This is a genomic window from Thioclava sp. DLFJ4-1, assembly GCF_002020145.1.
GTDB classification, from domain to species: domain Bacteria; phylum Pseudomonadota; class Alphaproteobacteria; order Rhodobacterales; family Rhodobacteraceae; genus Thioclava; species Thioclava sediminum.
On sequence record NZ_MPZT01000006.1, the window covers coordinates 426,169 to 442,902 of the forward strand.

At 64.5% G+C, this 16,734-nt stretch carries 18 protein-coding genes; 11 read left to right on the forward strand and 7 right to left on the reverse strand.

What is annotated here, in order from left to right; translation table 11 throughout:
- Positions 1–18 precede the first annotated feature (18 nt).
- From BMI85_RS19775 to BMI85_RS19800, 6 genes are all read right to left on the reverse strand, one after another.
- Positions 19–513 carry a hypothetical protein gene (locus BMI85_RS19775; RefSeq protein WP_078602484.1) on the reverse strand — a complete coding sequence of 165 codons (495 nt, stop codon included), beginning with the start codon at positions 511–513 and terminating at the stop codon, positions 19–21.
- Between the two features lie 146 nt (positions 514–659).
- On the reverse strand, positions 660–1,046 hold the full coding sequence (locus tag BMI85_RS19780) for a DUF302 domain-containing protein (RefSeq protein WP_078602485.1): 387 nt from the start codon (positions 1,044–1,046) through the stop codon (positions 660–662).
- Between the two features lie 28 nt (positions 1,047–1,074).
- The gene (locus BMI85_RS19785; RefSeq protein WP_078602486.1) at positions 1,075–2,460 is read right to left on the reverse strand and encodes an MBL fold metallo-hydrolase; all 1,386 of its coding nucleotides are present in this window, start codon (positions 2,458–2,460) and stop codon (positions 1,075–1,077) included.
- Between the two features lie 137 nt (positions 2,461–2,597).
- Positions 2,598–3,962, reverse strand: coding sequence for a HAMP domain-containing sensor histidine kinase (locus BMI85_RS19790; protein WP_078602487.1), 1,365 nt, complete (start codon positions 3,960–3,962; stop codon positions 2,598–2,600).
- Positions 3,962–4,627, reverse strand: coding sequence for a response regulator transcription factor (locus BMI85_RS19795; protein WP_078602488.1), 666 nt, complete (start codon positions 4,625–4,627; stop codon positions 3,962–3,964). The genes BMI85_RS19790 and BMI85_RS19795 overlap by 1 nt, the downstream gene beginning before the upstream one ends.
- Complete coding sequence (locus BMI85_RS19800; protein WP_078602489.1) at positions 4,627–4,977, reverse strand: PepSY domain-containing protein; 351 nt, start codon at positions 4,975–4,977, stop codon at positions 4,627–4,629. The genes BMI85_RS19795 and BMI85_RS19800 overlap by 1 nt, the downstream gene beginning before the upstream one ends.
- Positions 4,978–5,102: 125 nt before the next feature.
- On the opposite strand from BMI85_RS19800, the gene BMI85_RS19805 reads away from it, so the two are divergent.
- The 8 genes from BMI85_RS19805 to BMI85_RS19835 all read left to right on the forward strand — a co-directional run bounded on the left by BMI85_RS19805 (position 5,103) and on the right by BMI85_RS19835 (position 10,797).
- Positions 5,103–5,573, forward strand: coding sequence for a PepSY domain-containing protein (locus BMI85_RS19805; RefSeq protein WP_078602490.1), 471 nt, complete (start codon positions 5,103–5,105; stop codon positions 5,571–5,573).
- Positions 5,574–6,033: 460 nt separating this feature from the next.
- On the forward strand, positions 6,034–6,501 hold the full coding sequence (locus tag BMI85_RS19810; protein WP_078602491.1) for a GNAT family N-acetyltransferase: 468 nt from the start codon (positions 6,034–6,036) through the stop codon (positions 6,499–6,501).
- Between the two features lie 168 nt (positions 6,502–6,669).
- Entirely contained in the window at positions 6,670–7,557 is an 888-nt protein-coding gene (locus BMI85_RS19815) for a LysR family transcriptional regulator (protein ID WP_078602492.1), read from the forward strand.
- A 106-nt stretch (positions 7,558–7,663) separates the two neighbouring features.
- On the forward strand, positions 7,664–8,287 hold the full coding sequence (gene wrbA, locus BMI85_RS19820) for an NAD(P)H:quinone oxidoreductase (protein WP_078602493.1): 624 nt from the start codon (positions 7,664–7,666) through the stop codon (positions 8,285–8,287).
- Positions 8,287–8,925, forward strand: a complete 639-nt coding sequence (locus BMI85_RS19825; RefSeq protein WP_078602494.1) for a DsbA family protein — start codon at positions 8,287–8,289, stop codon at positions 8,923–8,925. Before wrbA ends, BMI85_RS19825 begins: the two co-directional genes overlap by 1 nt.
- A gap of 12 nt (positions 8,926–8,937) precedes the next feature.
- Positions 8,938–9,087, forward strand: a complete 150-nt coding sequence (locus BMI85_RS21505) for a hypothetical protein (protein WP_168174822.1) — start codon at positions 8,938–8,940, stop codon at positions 9,085–9,087.
- A gap of 92 nt (positions 9,088–9,179) precedes the next feature.
- Complete coding sequence (locus BMI85_RS19830) at positions 9,180–10,079, forward strand: EamA family transporter (protein WP_078602495.1); 900 nt, start codon at positions 9,180–9,182, stop codon at positions 10,077–10,079.
- A 25-nt stretch (positions 10,080–10,104) separates the two neighbouring features.
- Positions 10,105–10,797 carry a DUF4386 domain-containing protein gene (locus BMI85_RS19835; protein WP_143595198.1) on the forward strand — a complete coding sequence of 231 codons (693 nt, stop codon included), beginning with the start codon at positions 10,105–10,107 and terminating at the stop codon, positions 10,795–10,797.
- Between the two features lie 82 nt (positions 10,798–10,879).
- On the opposite strand, the gene BMI85_RS19840 is transcribed toward BMI85_RS19835, so the two are convergent.
- On the reverse strand, positions 10,880–11,992 hold the full coding sequence (locus tag BMI85_RS19840; protein WP_078602496.1) for a zinc-binding dehydrogenase: 1,113 nt from the start codon (positions 11,990–11,992) through the stop codon (positions 10,880–10,882).
- Between the two features lie 329 nt (positions 11,993–12,321).
- Here BMI85_RS19840 and BMI85_RS19845 point away from each other — a divergent pair, with 329 nt between their 5' ends.
- The 3 genes from BMI85_RS19845 to BMI85_RS19855 all read left to right on the forward strand — a co-directional run bounded on the left by BMI85_RS19845 (position 12,322) and on the right by BMI85_RS19855 (position 16,128).
- Positions 12,322–13,698, forward strand: coding sequence for an NAD-dependent succinate-semialdehyde dehydrogenase (locus BMI85_RS19845; protein ID WP_078602497.1), 1,377 nt, complete (start codon positions 12,322–12,324; stop codon positions 13,696–13,698).
- Positions 13,695–14,309 carry a glutathione S-transferase gene (locus BMI85_RS19850; protein WP_078602498.1) on the forward strand — a complete coding sequence of 205 codons (615 nt, stop codon included), beginning with the start codon at positions 13,695–13,697 and terminating at the stop codon, positions 14,307–14,309. Before BMI85_RS19845 ends, BMI85_RS19850 begins: the two co-directional genes overlap by 4 nt.
- Before the next feature lie 175 nt (positions 14,310–14,484).
- On the forward strand, positions 14,485–16,128 hold the full coding sequence (locus BMI85_RS19855; RefSeq protein WP_078602499.1) for an NAD(P)/FAD-dependent oxidoreductase: 1,644 nt from the start codon (positions 14,485–14,487) through the stop codon (positions 16,126–16,128).
- Positions 16,129–16,734 lie beyond the last annotated feature (606 nt).

Consider the following 16,734-nt stretch of genomic DNA (forward strand, 5'->3'; position numbering starts at 1 on the left):
ATCGAGTCGCAGGCGTCGTCAGGTGCTGAGGCTGTGGAAGAAGAGGTCGATTTCCAGCGCCAGTCCGAACTCGAATTCAGCCAGTTCGGGGTGGGTCCATTCGTGCTGTTCGAGAAGGTCGAGAAAATCGCGCCGTTTGCGCTCGTCGCTCGCATCCAGCGACAGGGTCTCGGCGGCGTGCAGCAGGTCGATCCGCTTATGGACTTCGCGCATGGCGGAGAAGGCCTCCATCATAACCGGCATCAGGCGCGGCTCGCTCTGCCAGGTTTGCCCGCCGAAGACCTCTTGCACGACACGGTTGCCGGAGCCGAGGCAGTCATAGGCGACGCAGCCCGCCATCCCTTCCTGCGTCAGCTTGTCGTGGATCGAGCAGTCATGCCCACAGAGATGCCGACAGGGCTCGCCGGGGTTCTTGCTGAAGGCGAAATCCTTGCCCTTGTCGAAGGCCAGCACCAGACAGCACAGGGCTGCGCATTGGGAACAGTCGGTCTTGAGACGATCGGTCTGGGACATTCTGGCCTTCGCTTAACGGGACCTCGCATGGGAGGTCGTCCGGCCGTGATATCCCGCAAAACGGCTCTCGAATGCAAGGGCTGCGCGGGACGCGTGTGCGGGTGCCCCGGCAGCGGAGGAGGCCTCGCTGCCGGGGTCATTCCAGCTCAAAGGGCTTCAATCGCCTTTGCCAGCATGTCGCGCACTTCGCCCGCGACCGACTTGAGCTGCGGGTTGTCGATCGCCGTCATCGAGGCCTGCGGATCGATCGCGCAGACGAGGATGTCCGAACCGTCCTGCCGCAGAATGACGTTGCAGGGCAGCATCGCGCCGACATTCGGCTCCAGCTGGATCGCCTGATGCGCCATCTTCGGATTGCAGGCGCCGAGGATCAGGTAGCCGGGCATGTCCGCGTCCAGCTTCTTCTTCATCGTGCCCTGCACGTCGATCTCGGTTAGCACGCCGAAGCCCTGTTCCTTGAGGGCCTCGCGGGTCCGGGTGTCGGCCTCTTCCAGCGTGGTATCGGTGAGGCGTTTGTCGATGGTGTAGCTCATGGTGTTGGCTCCTTGAGTTGAAAGCGGTTCAGGTTTCGACCGGGTAGTCCTGCGCGGACCATGCGCCGAAGCTGCCCGGTACGGCGGAGACGTTCTTGAACCCGGCGCGGTGCAGCAGGCTCGCAGCGACGCTGGCACGGTAGCCGCCCTGACAATACACCGCATAATCGGTCGAACGGTCGAGCTGGTCCATCTCGTCTTCGAGCGTGCCGAGGAAATGGTGGATCGCGCCGGGGATATGGCCGCCGTCCCACTCCTCATTCTTGCGCACGTCGAGCGGGGTCAGATCGCTGCCCTTCAGCGCCTGCACCGTGACCTGCGGGATATGCGCGAGCGGTCGCCCGGAGGTGCGCCACGCGGCGATGCCGCCGTTCAGGTAGCCCGCGAATTTCGTGAAACCCACGCGCCAGAGACGCAGCACGGCCTCGTCGATGTCGGCAGCTTTTTCGCTCACAAGCGCGATGGGTTTGTCGGGATCGAGCATCCATCCGGCCCAGACCGAGAGGATCGGCTGCAGCCCGATGTTGATCGAGCCCTCGATAAAGCCGCCGCCGAAGGCGAGCATGTCGCGGAGATCGACGAGCTGCACGTCATTCTTGGCGATGAGCGCCTCGAACTCCTCCGGCGTCTTGCCGATGCAGCGCGGCAATCCGTGCATCACCTCGGGGCCCGCCGCATTGACCTTCTTGAGGCGCGGGTAATGCGTGGGCACCGGCGGGGCGTCCTTCGTCATCTCGTCCTTGAAGGCCTGCAGATCGGTGATCTGGACATATTTATTATGGGCTTTCTCATAGGCGATGCTCGTAGACATCCGGTCGCCGATATTCGGCCCGCAGGCCGAGCCCGCGCCGTGGCAGGGGTAGACCAGAACGCCATCGGGCAGCTGCATGTAGAATTCCTGCGTCGTGCGGAAGAGCGCCTCGGTCAGTTCCTCGGTCTTGTCGTCGCCCAAGAGGTCGGGCCGACCGACCGAATCCACGAAGAAGGAATCGCCGCTGAGCACGCCCCACGGGTCGTCATTGTCCTTCTCGTAGAGCAGGAAGGAGACGTGTTCGGGCGTGTGCCCCGGCGTGTGCCGCGTCTCGAGCGTGAGCTGGCCGAAGGTGAATTTGTCGCCATCGCGGATGCCCTCATGCGCGAAGTCATATTCGGCGCCGCCTTCGACGCTGACGCAAAGCTTGGGCGTGCCATCCAGCCGGTCCACCAATTCGCGCGCGCCCGACAGGAAGTCGGCGTGGATATGGGTCTCGAACACATGGGTGATCGTCAGGCCGAGCGCCTTGGCGCGCTCGATATAGATATCGCAATCCGGGCGGGGATCGACGACCGCGGCGGTGCCGCTGCCGGTGTCGCCCAAGAGGTAGGAGCACTGTGCGATCCCTTCAGCAAGGATCTGTTCAAAACGCATGGTCATGTCATTTGCCTCCGAATTTCCGTCAGCTCGGGATTGCCGGAGAAATGCGCCGCGATCGATTCATGTTCCAAAACTTGAATATGTAGGCAGGACATCGCTCATAAACGATGCGTGAGGATGATGCCCGTTTCTGGTGTTCAGGAGCGGCGCGTGCCGGGGACGTCAGCGCGGGCGTCCGGAAGGATCAGGGTCACACGCAGCCCGGTCTCCGCATTCGCGATGCTCAGCGTGCCGCCGACGGCCTGCGCGATCTCGGCGCTGATCGACAGTCCCAAACCATGACCGCTTTCATCGGCGCGCGCGCCGCGTTTCTGAAGATGCTCGATGCGGTCTGCCGAGATGCCGGGGCCATCGTCCTGCACGTCGATGGCGATCAGCCCCTCGCGGCGGCTGGCGCGGATCGTGACCTGCGATGTGGCATGGCGGCTGGCATTCTCGATCAACGCCCCGAGTGCTTCGGCAAGATCACTGGCGTCGAGCGTCACCTGTAGGTCCTCGGGCACGGCGATGTCCCACTCCACCGCGCTGCCCGTGGGCGTGCGCCGGATCACCGAGACGATCTGCTGCACGACAGGAGCCACCGTGGCCTTGTCTTTCACGACGCGCCCCGCGAGGCGCGAGCGGGTCAGCTCGCGATCGACATGGCGGCGCATCGCTTCGGCAATTTCCTCGATGGCGGCGGCGGGCTCGGTCTGGCCGGTCTGGCGCAGCCGGTCCGCCTCGCCCATCAGCGCCTGCAGCGGGGTCTTGAACCCATGCGCGAGATCGGCGGCGCGGTGGCGCGCGCGGTCCAGCTCGGCCTCGCGGGCGTCGATCAGCGCGTCGACCTCATTCGCGAGGGGCTGCACCTCTTTCGGGAAATCGCTGCCAAGCCGCCGCTGTTCGCCCGAGCGCACGGCGAGCACGCGGCGCCCGACTTCCGACAAGGGCCGCAGGCCGAAGAAGAGCTGAACCCATCCGGCAACGATCAGAGCGGCTGCGAGGATCGCGTTATAGGGCAGCAGTTCTTTCAGAAAATCGTTGCGCGCCTGATCCAGATCGACCGTCGTCAGCGCGACTGCCGCGCGCACTTGGCTCCCGCCCAGCGAAGGCGGCAGCGTCACGCTGCGCTCCAGCGTCAGAAGGGTGTCGCCTGCCTGGTCGGGCAGACGATGCACGTGGATATGTCCGTCGGGCAGCTCATCGGGCGGCAGAGGCAGCGCGTAATCCCAAAGCGAGCGCGACCGCAGCAGCGTGTCGCCGAGGTCGATCTGCCAATAAAGCCCGCTGAGAGGTTGATCGAAGCGCGGATCGGCGGGCGGCGTCTGCAGCGCCAGCCTCCCGTCGGCATCGCGTCCGAGCGCCGCCACGACCTGATCGAGCTGCACCGACAGTTCGGCCTCGGCCCGGCGCTGAACATGGGCGGCAAACAGTGCCGTCAGCGCGGCGGAGGCAATCGCCAGCGCCAGCACCACCGCGAGCGCGCCGCCAAGCGCGAGCCGGAGGCGCAGCGACAACCGCATCACGCGCCGCCGCCTTCGAGGAAATAGCCAAAGCCGCGCCGCGTGCCGATCACGCCGGGGCCGAGTTTGCGGCGTAGCCGCGCGACGAGCGCCTCGAGCGCATTGGCCTCGCGCGAGTCGTCGTCGCCGTAGAGATGTTCGAGCAGTTCCGTCGGCGGCACGACGCGGTCGCGATGCAGCATCAGGTAGGAGAGCAGCCGGAATTCCAGCGCCGTCGCCGCGATCGGCACACCGCGGATAGATACGCTCATCCGGTTCGCGTCGAGCGTTAGTTCGCCCACACTCTGGTTCGCCGAGGCCCGCCCCGCCGAGCGCCGGATCAGGGCGCGCGCACGGGCGACCAGCTCTTCCATGCGGAACGGTTTGGGGAGGTAGTCATCCGCGCCCGCGTCGATGCCTTCGACCCGCTCGGTCCAGGCGCCGCGCGCGGTCAGCACCAGCACCGGCATTTCGCGATCATTGGCGCGCCATTTCTTGAGGATGCTCAGCCCGTCCATCTTCGGCAGGCCCAGATCGAGAATGACGAGGTCGTAATCTTCGGTATCGCCCAGAAACCACGCATCGAGTCCGTCCGCGCAGGTCTCGACGAGAAATCCCGCCGCCTCGAGCGCAGCCTTGAGATCCGCCGCGATCCTCTGGTCGTCCTCGACCGCCAATACGCGCATTACTTGTCCCCGTCGCGCTCGCTGTCTTCGGGACCACCAATCGGCAAACCGGTCGCCGCGTCAACCTCAAGCTCGATGATCCGGCCTTCCGGGGTGATCAGCTTGAGTTCGTAGACATAGTGACCGTCATCCGATTCGAGATCCAGCTTGATGACGCGGCCGCCGAAACGGTTGCGCACGCCGCCGAGGATTTTCGACAGCGGCAGAATCTCTTCGCGCTCGACCGCGCTGCGCGCCCGGTCGTGATCCGAGCCGCCTCGGCCCGAGCCGCCGCCGCCGCCCGCGCGATCGGCGAGGGCGGGCGTGGCCGTGGCCAGCGAAAGAAGGAGGAGGGTCGTGAGCGTTTTCATGCGGCTTTCCTAGCGCAAACAAGCTGACAGAACGCTGACAAAGCCCGTCAGTACGGCGTCAGAGTGATTCTGCCAATGTCGTCTCATCCGGGCAACTCGCCCCTATCCGATCACAGGAGTTAAAGATGAAACGCACTCTTCTCTTCACCGCCGCCCTCGGTGCCGCTGTCGGCGCATTCAGCCTCGGTGCCGCACAGGCGCAGGGTCTTGGTGGCAATGGGAATGGTGGCGGCGGGCAGTCGGGCGGTCAGGTCATGCTGCCGCAGAAGAATGCCACGCAGACCAAGTCCCAGAACCGCGAGACCTACGAATACCGGAACGAATATCGCAACTCGTATCGCAATGGCGAGTCCGAGGGCGAATACGGCATGCCGTCGAACTACCGCGAGGAAGTTCGCAACATGAATCAGGCACGCGAGCAGTGGAAGAAGGTGGACGAGGTCGCCAGCGACCTGCGTGCCGAGGGCTACCAGATCAGCAAGATGGAGATGGAGCGCTACAGCTACGAAGCCAAGGTCCGCGATCGCGACGGTCGTCGGCTTGAGTTGAAGCTCGACCCGGTGTCGGGCGAGATCATCGGCTCCGAGCTGGACTGATGAGCAAAGGAGCGGCCAGTCGGGTCTGAGGCCCTTTCGTCCGCTTCGGATACTGAGGGCTGGTGGCGGGATTCGCCACCGCCCACCTGACACTCGAGTTGAGTGTCCTACATTTGGGAGGCGTGCACCTCGCGGGCCTCTCCCATCACGAAAACCTCGCGAGAGCCATGGTCACCGGCCGCAAACAAGCCTGACCTGAGCCGCGGGGTATCGAGCGAGCTTTGTTGTGCCGTCCCCACACCCCTCACAAAGCTCGCTCGATTATTCTCCAAAGCTCCGAAATGGTGAATATTCGAGCGCCGCTATCTGCTGGCCCGCCGCTCGGGCCTGCCCGCACCGTGGACATGGACGCAGTTGCGGGGCACCCTCCGGTTGACCCGCACTGGACTTCTGTGTCAGGCACGCGACCTTTCATGAGGACCCTCGGCGCACGTGCCGGGCCCAGCCGAAGGAAGGACATATGGCACTTACCCTGCGCCGCAACCGCGACCGCGATCTGGCACCCTTGGCAGCAATGCTTTCGGACGCCGAAATCCCGCTGCTCAATCCCAATGCGAAAGTCCCGTTCGACGAGATGGAATGGCATCAGAAGTGGCTCGGAGACCGCGAGGATGTTTCCTTCTACCTGCAGGATGCCGCGGGGCGAGACGTGGGTTTCTTCGCGCTGCGTGAGGGTGTCGGGCCGGAAGTGCGGCACCTTACCTATGTCTATCTCATCGAAGAAGTACGCGGTGGTGCCGCTGCGGAGCTTACGAGCCATGTGGAGCAGGCGGCGCGCGACCTCGGGGCGCTGACCCTGACCTTGAAGGTGGAAGTCGACAACGCGCCAGCCCACAACGCCTATCTCTCGGCTGGCTATGAGGAGCTGTCGCGGCGGCAGGGCATGGCCACGATGCGGCTGGATCTGGAGGAGCGGCCCGCCGAGTGAGCGGGCCCTCTGGTCGCAGCCTTGGGCCGCGTTTCGGAAAGTCGGTCCAATCCCCGGCGATGAGCCCTGCGGCTTCGGCGCTTGCTGAAGCTCTCGGGGAGAGCGTTCGCGTGGCGCGAAATTCGTGCTATTCGGAGCGCTACCTGACCGCCCCGAGGGTTTTCCGAAATGGACAAGCTTTCCGTCATGCAAGCCTTCCGCCGCATAGTCGAGCGCGGCAGTTTCGCGCGCGCGGCGGAGGATCTCGGGGTGTCGCCCGCGCTTTTGAGCCGCGAGATAAAGCTGCTGGAAGAAAGCCTCGGGAGCTCACTGCTGACACGCACGACGCGCTCGATGTCTCTGACCGATGCCGGGCGGCTCTACTACGACGAGGCGAGCGGTATCCTCGACGCGGTGACCTCGGTCGAGACACGTATCCGCGACGGGGCCGGGGCGGTGCGCGGGCATCTGAAAGTGAACGCCTCGAGCTCTTTCGGACAGACGGTAATTTCCCCGATCCTGCCGGAGTTTCTGGAGGCGTATCCCGATCTGCGGCTGTCGCTCTCGCTCGATGACCGAGTGGTCGACATGGTGGAGGGCGGCTTCGATGTCTCGATCCGCATCCGCCCCGCGATGCCGGACTCGGCTCTGGTCGCGCGCAAGATCGGCACCATGCGGCAGCGCATCTTCGCCGCGCCTGCCTATCTTGCCCGAGCTGGGACGCCCGAAGGGCCGGAGGATATCGCGGGGCATAGGGTCATCGGCTTCCTGCTGGCCGACCATCTGACGAAATGGGCGCTGCACGGGCCGTCCGGGGCCACCACGCTAGATCTCGATCCCGCCATTCGCGTGGGCAACAGTCTCGTGCTGCGCGACCTGCTGATCGCGGGGCAAGGCATCGGCACCTTGCCGGATTTCGTCTCGAACGAGCCAGAGAGGCGCGGCGATCTGGTGCGCTTCCTGCCCGAGTGGGAACTGCCCGCGCCGGAGATTTTCGCCGTGACCGCCTCGCGGCTGGGCATGGATGCGAAAGTGACGGCGTTTCTCGATCACCTGCGGTCGGCGATGGAAGCCTGACATTCTTCAACCGGCGTAAAGAGTGATTTGCGCCTCGGCCGCTTATTCTGGCGCGGCTGATCCGCGATCTTCTCAGGCAACGAAACCCATGCCCTGAGAGGATCAAATGACCCGCGTTCTCGTTCTTTATTACTCCAGCTACGGCCATGTCCGCACGCTCGCCCAAGCCGAAGCGGAGGGGGCGCGCAGCGTGCCCGGCACGCATGTCGATCTGCGCCGCGTTCCCGAAACCCTGCCTGACGATATCCGGCAGAAGGCTGGCTTCGCCGCCGACGACACGCCCGTCGCTAGCCCCGCCGATCTCGAAGCCTATGATGCGATCATCTTCGGCACGCCCACGCTGTTCGGGATGATGGCCGGGCAGGTGAAGTCCTTCCTCGATCAGGCGGGCGGACTCTGGGCGCGCAATGCGCTGGTCGGCAAGGTTGCCGCCGTGTTCACCTCGACCGGCTCGCAGCATGGCGGGCACGAGGCGACGCTGCTTTCCACGCAGATTCCGCTGCAGCATTTCGGGATGCTCATCGCCGGGATGCCTTACACTTTCGCTGATCAGACGCGGGCGGACGGGATCGTCGGCGGTGCGCCCTACGGCGCTGGAACGATCGCCGGGGCGGACGGGTCGCGGAGACCGACCGAGACCGATCTCGCGGGCGCACGCTTCCAGGGCGCCCATGTCGCGCGCATCGCGGCGCGGTTGGCAGGAGCCGCTCTGAACGAGGAGGCCGCGTGATGCCCAAGCTCACCATCGATTTCTTTCACGACGTGGTCTGCTGCTGGTGTTTCAACATCTCGTCGCGGATGCGCAGCCTCGCCGCCGAGTTCGATCTCGACATCCGGCATCGCACATTCGTCCTGCAGGCAGATCGCGCCGAAATGGCCACGCGCTGGGGCTCCCCCGAAGCCGCCCGCGCGACCATCCTTGGGCATTGGGCGGTCTGCAGAGAGGTCAGCGACCGGCCCGAGCTTGTCGATATCGAGGCTATGCGGGCCGCTGATTTCGACTATCCCCACGGGATGACCGCCGCGCTCGGATGCAAGGCCGCAGAGGCGCTGGGCGGGCAGGACGCCCATTGGGAGATGTTCGACCGGTTGCAGCGCGCGCATCTCACCGAGGCCCGGAACATCGCCGATCCGGTCATCGTGCGCGACGTCGCGCGAAGCCTCGGGTTCGAGGCGGCGGCCTTCGCAGAGGCGTTCGACGATCCGGCCACGGCGGAGGCTGTCGAAGCCGATCGGCAACGCGCCCGTGCCCTTCAGGTCCGCTCCATTCCGGCTCTGATCGTCCGGGAAACCGGCGCGCGGCTCTTGAACGGGACGCGCGACGACCTCGCGACACAGCTGCGCAGTTCCCTGAAACTCGTCGCCTGAGGAATGCCCCTGATGAAGATCCGTTTTTTCTTCCGTGGTCTCCGGCATCGGCGCTTCCATCCGCGCCGCGTGCCGCGCGATCTCTCGCCTCATCTGATGCGCGATATCGGGCTCGAGCCTTGGCCCGAGCGCCCCTGTCTCTCGCCGCGCCACTTCCGCTGAGCAACCCGACCGAAGGCGCCAAAGGCACCTTCAAGCGGTCCGCCGATACCGCCCGCGAAAGCCCAGTCTTCGCCCTGAATACGAGTCACCCGATGCCACGTACCACCGATATATTCCTCACGGCGCTCGCCCCGGCTGTCTGGGGGAGCACCTATCTCGTCACCACCGAGGCGCTGCCCGCTGGCTACCCCATCACGCTTGCGGCCCTGCGCGCCTTGCCTGCGGGGCTGTTGCTGCTCGCGCTCACGCGGTCGCTGCCGCCGCGTGCATGGCTTGGCCGCACCTTCCTCCTTGGCAGCCTGAACTTCGCTCTGTTCTGGAGCCTTCTCTTCGTGGCGGCCTATCGTCTGCCCGGCGGGGTCGCGGCGACGCTCGGCTCGCTTCAGGCGATGATGGTCATCCTCATGGCGCGCGGCTGGCTTGGCACGCCGGTGCGTGCCGGGGCCGTCACTGCTGCGGCGACGGGTGTGCTGGGCGTCGCGCTTCTTCTGCTGGGGCCGGAAGCCGCGCTCGATCCCGTGGGTGTTATCGCCGGTATTGGCGGGGCCGCGTCGATGGCGGCGGGCACCGTGCTGAGCCGAAAATGGCAGCCGCCTGTCTCGGCGCTGAGTTTCACCGGCTGGCAACTGACGGCGGGTGGGCTGGTCCTGCTGCCACTGGCTTTGATCGTCGAGCCGTCCCTGCCGCCGCTGACCGCGCTTAACCTGTCGGGTCTGATCTGGCTTGGCCTGATCGGGGCGGGCGCGACCTATGCGATCTGGTTCCGGGGCATCGCCCGTCTCGAGCCCGGCGCGGTCTCAATGCTGGGGATGATGAGCCCGGTCACGGCGGTCTCCCTTGGCTGGCTCTGGCTGGGGCAGGGCCTGTCGTTGCTCCAGATGAGCGGCGCAGCTATCGTTCTGATCTCGGTCTGGGCCGGGCAGCGCGCGAACCGTCCGCGCGGGCCGGGCACCTTCCGACCCACGGTCGTGGCGCAATCGAGAGCGGCGTGAGCGTCAATCAACGGAGGACTTCCGCGTGGCCCAACTTTCCCTGACGGACGACCTGATCCGAAAGTCGCGCCTCGCCGGGCTGCTATATCTCATCATCATTGTCATGGGGCTCGGCGCCGAACTTGGCCTGCGCGCTCCTCTGATCGACCTTTCAGATGCCGCGGGCACGGCCGCAGCGATACTGGCGGCGCCGGGCCAGTTCCGGCTGGCGATTATCGCTGATCTCGTGATGGCGCTGAGCGATGCGGGGCTTGCCGCCTTGCTTTACCTGATTTTTCGCAGCGTCGCTCCGGGTCTTGCCCTATCGGCGATGGTGTTCCGGCTGATTCAGGCGGTCCTCATCGCGGCAAATCTGATGGCTTTGCAGACGGCCTGGCTGCTTCTGTCAAACGCACATGATCTGGCCGACGCCCAGTCGCTGGCGCTGATTTTTCTCGAGCTGCATGGCCATGGCTACGATCTCGGGCTGGTCTTCTTCGGTGTGAACAGCCTGATGATGGGCGCGCTGGTCTGGCGCTCGGGCCTCTTCGCGAAAGCCTTCGGGGTGGGGCTCGCGTTGGCCGGTCTGGTCTATCTGATTGGCAGCGGGATCCGGTTTCTCGCCCCCGACCTCTCATCGGCTTTCGCCCCGGCATACGGGGTGACGATCCTCGCAGAGACTGCGTTCTGCCTCAGATTGCTGTTTCCGCCGCGTCGACACGGGCGGAGCGCGAGCTGACTCTGGTCTAGCCCAGCGACTGTCGGTTCGTCAGAGTCCGGAGCGGCCCGGATCCGTTCCGAGCCGCTTCGGCGATGAATCATCAGGACCAGGGGGTCACGAGGTATTTCTCCCCGGTCTTCATCTTCCGGTAATCGGTCACGGCTTCCTTCGTCAGCATCTCGTCGAGATTGACGCGCGTCTTGTAATGGCTGGCGAAGGTGGTGGTGAGATTGTCGCGCACGCGCTTGCGCATGCGGCCGACGGTTTCTTGCCCCGCCGCTTGCAGGAACGGGAACAGCAGCCAGCCCGACAGCGTCCAGCCGAAGCCATAGCTCGGGGAAAGCGTCGTCGGGCCGGTGTCGAGCCGCCCGTAGATGAACATCCGCTTCGGCTGGTTCGAGCCGTAGCGCGAATATTCCGTCATCCGGCTCACCGCGACCTGTTCCATCGCCTTGAAGGCGTTGTCGACCGCGTGGCCGCCGCCGATCGGATCGAAGCCGTAGAAGGCGCCGGTGTCGTCGATCGCGGCGCTGAGCTGCTCCATGAAGTCATCCTGCGACGAGTTCACGACATGGGTGGAGCCGATCTTCTGGAGCAGATCGACCTGATCGTCCTTGCGCACGATATTGACGAGACCGAGCCCGTCCTCCTGACAGATGCGGGTCAGCATCTGGCCGAGGTTCGACGCCCCGACCGTGTGCAGGATCGCGTCCTGCCCGTCCATCTTGGCGTTCTCGGCGAACCCCAGCGCGGTCATCGGATTGACGAAGGCGCTCGCGCCCTCCTCGGAGGAGTGATCGCCCAGCGGCAGGCACATCTGCGCGTCGGCGGTGCAATATTGGCTGTAGGCGTTGCCCGGCACGCAGGACACGCGTTGCCCCATCAGCGCCTTGGCCGCGTCGCTGTCACCGGTCGCGACCACGGTGCCCGCGCCCTCGTTCCCGGCGGGTAGCTTAAGGCCGTGCCGCGCTTTCGAACCCGCGTTGAACGGCTCGGGCATCTTGGCCACGAATTTGCCGGGGGAATATTCCGCGTTCTCCATATCCGCCGCGCCGACGAGGATGGCGAGGTCCGACGGATTGATCGGAGCCGCTTCCATCTTCACGAGGACTTGGTTGCCGGTCGGATCGGGGAAGTCCACGTCCTCGATCGCGACGGTGAGCGTACCGTCTGCCTCCAGCGTCGTGAACAGTTGCTTGCCAGTGGTCGCCATGTCGATCTCCAGATTTGAATGTCGTCGGGAAGAGGTTGGTTCACGCCCAGAGATTTCCGAGGGCGCGCTTGCATTGCCAGATAGAGCGCCCTGCGTCCGAGGCGACCGCAAAGCGTGCAGCGAAAAGGCGCGCGGCTACGTTCCGCTGCGTCGTTTTTGGGGGTGTCGGGGGTGTGGCACTGCACGGGAGGGGTAGGGTCGGTTTAGGGACAAGTTTTCGTGGTCAGCAGTGACCGTTTCGCGGGCCGAAAGACGCCGCGTTACCGTCGCGGGCGCTGGAACTCCTCGACTGCGGTGCAAGTTTCCCTGGTGAAATCGAAGGAGTTCTCATGTCCACGATCACCACCACCAACCCTGCGACGGGCGAGACGATCCAGACCTATCCGCTGATGTCCGAGCAGGAGGCCGTCGAGAAACTCGAGGCCGCGCAGTCCGCTTTTCTGGAGTGGCGCAAGCTGTCCCATTCCGAACGCGCGCCCTACCTGACCAAGATCGCCGCGAAGCTCCGCGAGAATGCGGAGGAGCTGGCCGCGCTGATGACGCGCGAGACCGGCAAGCTTCTGAAGGACGGCAAGGCCGAGGTCGAGATCTGCGCCGCGATCTTTGAATATACCGCGAAGACCGGGCCCGACGCGCTGGCCGACGAGGAACGCACCCACGGCGCGAGCGGATCGCGTGGTGTGGTCACCTATCAGCCGATCGGCGTGATCTACTCGATCCAGCCGTGGAACTTCCCGCTCTATCAGCCGGTCCGTGTTCTGGCGGCGAACCTGATGGCGGGCAACGCCTGCGTGCTCAAACATGCGAGCATCTGCACCGGCTCCGGGCTGCGCCTGCGCGAGCTGTGCATCGAAGCCGGGCTGCCGGAGGATCTGTTCCAGGTCATCCTGATCGACCACGAGACCAGCGACAATCTGATCGAGCATCCGCTCGTGCGCGGTGTGACCCTGACCGGCAGCGACGGCGCAGGTCGGCATGTGGGTAGCGTGGCGTCGAAGGCGCTGAAGAAGACCGTGTTGGAGCTGGGCTCGAACGATGCCTATCTCGTGCTGGAAGATGCCGATATCGAAACGGCGGTGAAATTCTCGCTGATGGGGCGGCTGTATAATAACGGCGAGACCTGCGTCTCGGCGAAGCGCTTTGTCGTGGCGGACAAGGTCTATGACGCCTTCGTCGAGGCCTTCGTGGCGCAGATGAAGGCAGTGAAGATGGGCGATCCCACGAAAGACGACACCCAGCTTGGTCCGCTGTCCAGCGAGGATCAGTTCGAGACGGTGAAGGAGCAGGTGGAGCAGAGCCTCGCCAAGGGTGCAAAGGCGCTTTGCGGTGGCGAGGCCCCGGGCGGCACCGGCGCCTATTATCCCGCGACGGTGCTGGTCGACGTGACCCCTGGCATGCCCGCCTATGATGATGAAATCTTCGGTCCCGTCGCTGCGGTGATCCGCGCCAAGGATGACGAGGATGCGATGCGCATCGCCAATGATAGCCGCTATGGCCTTGGCGGTGGGATTTTCAGCAAGGATGAGGACCGCGGCCTCAAACTCGCCCGCGATCACTTCGACACGGGGATGGTCCGGATCAACTCTTTCGGGACCGCCGATCCGAACATGCCCTTCGGCGGGGTGAAGGATTCGGGTTACGGGCGCGAGCATGGCGGCTTCGGCATGAAAGAATTCGTCAACGCAAAAGCGGTGTTCCTGCCATGATTACCCTCCACGCTCTGCACTATTCCCGCGCGACCCGGGTGCTGTGGCTGCTCGCCGATCTTGGCGAGCCCTGCCACCGGGTCGATTATCAGCGCACCGAGAATTTTCGCGCGCCGGAGGCCCTCTCCCGGGTTCACCCCTTGGGCAAGTCCCCGGTGATCGAGGACGGCAATCGGATACTCGCGGAGTCCGCAACGATCCTTCGCTACCTCGTCGCGAAATACGGCGACGAGACCCACACACCGCCGCGGGGCACTCCGGAATTCTGGCAACATGAGGAACTCCTCGATTACGTCGAGAGCTCCTTCGCCGAGGTCGCGCTGCAGGCGATTTTGCCAGCCTTCCGCGACAAGCCCGTCCCCGCTCAGGCGCAGGCGGCGCTTGATGCCCATCTCAATTTCATCGCGCGGGCGATCGGTACCGGGCCTCTGCTATTTGGCGACAAGGCGATGCTGGCCGATATCCAGATGTCCTATATCATCGCCTTGTTGGCGCGGTTCGATCTGCTCGCGGATCATCCGAAAGTTGCGGCCTATTGGGCGGCGCTGCGAGCGCAGCCGGGATACATCGCCGCGACGGAGGCCGCCGGCCCGATGGCGCCTCCCGGGTGAGAGCCGCCGCGGATTTCGCTGCGGTGACTCGGGCTTGAAAGGCCGGATCGATCTGGTCAACCCGCCGGCCCGAGCGCCGGCGGAATGCCTGCTTGCAGACCCTGATATTCTCGTAGAGGTCTTCTTTACCGCATCCATCGGGTTGCGGTGACGACTGGCGGAGCAGGAGACAGCCATGCAGCAATTGACAGCCTTTGGACCGGATTTCCCCTTTTCCTATGAGGACTGGATCAGTCATCCCGCGGGTCTCGGCACGCTTCCCAAAGACATGCTGGGCGCGCCAGTCGCCATCATCGGTGCCGGAGCGGCCGGGGTAATCGCGGCCTACGAATTGATGAAGCTGGGTCTGCGGCCCGTTGTCTACGAGTCCTCTCAGTTCGGCGGGCGGCTACGTTCGCAGAGTTTCGAAGGAACGGATGGGGTCGTGGCGGAGCTTGGCGGGATGCGCTTCCCCGTCTCCTCACGTGGGTTCTACCACTATGTCGATCTCGTCGGATGCGAGAGCCGACCCTTTCCCAACCCGCTGACGCCCGCCGCTGGGTCAACTGTCATCGAGCTTGAGGGCCAACGCCATTTCGCCCGCAGCCTCGGAGACCTGCCCGAGCAATACCATCAGATCGCAGAGGCCTATGATGAGGCACTCCGCAGTCAGGCGGCTTTCCCCGATCTGCAAGCCGCGGTGCGCGCCAAGGACATTGAGGCCATCAAGGCGATCTGGGATCCGCTCGTCCAAGACTGGGACGAACGCACCTTCTATGATTTCGTGGCCCATTCGGACGCGTTCCAGAAGCTCGATTTCTCGCACCGGGAGATTTTCGGTCAGGTCGGCTTCGGCACCGGCGGCTGGGACTCGGACTTCCCGAACTCAATGCTGGAGATCCTGCGGGTGAACCTGCTCGGGCTCGACGACGATCAGCGCTACATCGTGGGCGGGGTGGAAACTGTCCTGCATCGCCTCTGGAACGCGGCGCCTGCCTGCGCGCATTGGCCGGAGGGCACGACGCTCGCGAGCCTGCATGGCGGTGCGACGCGCAGCCGGGCGACCGCCCTGAGCCGGGCAGGCGAGATGATCCGGCTTCGCGACCAGTGGGGCAACGAGGACGACTATGCCGCGGTCCTCGCGACCTGCCAGACGCACCTGCTGACGACGGCGATCGAGACCGAAGAGGATCTGTTCGATCAGAAGATGTGGATGGCGCTCGACCGGACCCGCTACATGCAGGCCGCGAAAACCTTCGTCATGGTCGACCGGCCGTTCTGGAACGACATAGATCCGGAAACCGGCGAACCGCTGATGTCGATGACGCTGACCGACCGGCTGACGCGCGGCACCTATTTCTTCGATAACGGACCCGACCGGCCCGGCGTGATCTGCCTCAGCTACGCCTGGATGAGCGACGCGCTCAAGGTGCTGCCGCTCAGTGCGGAGCGCCGGGTAGAGCTATCGCTGCAGGCGCTGGGCAAAATTTACCCCGGCGTCGACATTGCCTCGCATATCCGAGGCCAGCCGATCTGCGTGAGCTGGGAGGCGGACGAAAACTTCCTCGGGGCCTTCAAGGGCGCCCTGCCGGGTCACTATCGCTACAACCACCGAATCTATGGCCACTTCATGCAGCAAGGCATGGCGGCAAGCCAGAAGGGCGTTTTCCTCGCAGGGGACGGTGTAAGCTGGACCCCCGCCTGGGTCGAAGGTGCGGTGCAGACGTCGCTCAATGCGGTGTGGGGGATCATGACGCATCTCGGGGGCAGCAGCCCCGCGGCAAACCCCGGTCCCGGCGATCTCTATCCCGAGCGCGGGCCGATCAGGTTGGCCGATTGATCCAAAGGGCCCACGCGGCATGAGTGTCATGCGCCGTGGGTCAGGTGTTCTGTTCTCAGGAAGAGGCCGCCACTGGGGATGCGCGCCGACCAATAGACCCTGAGCCTAGGCTTGGCTCGGCGTCTTCATTGCATTTATGGCTATTCGATTCCGTTCATTTCGCTGGTGACTCGGGCGGTTTGGGGCGCTGCCCTTGGGGCATGGTCCTCAGGAGGTTTCGCGGGGTGGGGTGATTTGCGCAAGATTCTTCCCTGCGGTGGTTTGGTGTGAATTGGGTGCATTTGCGGCGGTGTTGAAAGCGTAGCGATTTCAGTGTGTTGCGTTGTTCTTTCGAGAAAAGTGACAGTTTTTCGAAAAAGGCACTTGCGACTCCGCGGAGTGATCCGTAAATACCGCCTCACCGAAGCGGCACACACCGCAACGGGGCGCCGGAAGGGATCGCAAGAGACTGAAGGCGAAGGAAATTTTGGAGATACGGTTGGCAGGCGGCGCCCCAAGGGATTGAGGCGAGGCCGGTTGATTTTGTCTCCGCGCTCTTTGACATTGATAGATATCTGAAGAGATATGCGGGCGGTTTGGTCGATGATCGATGCGGACCGGAGCATA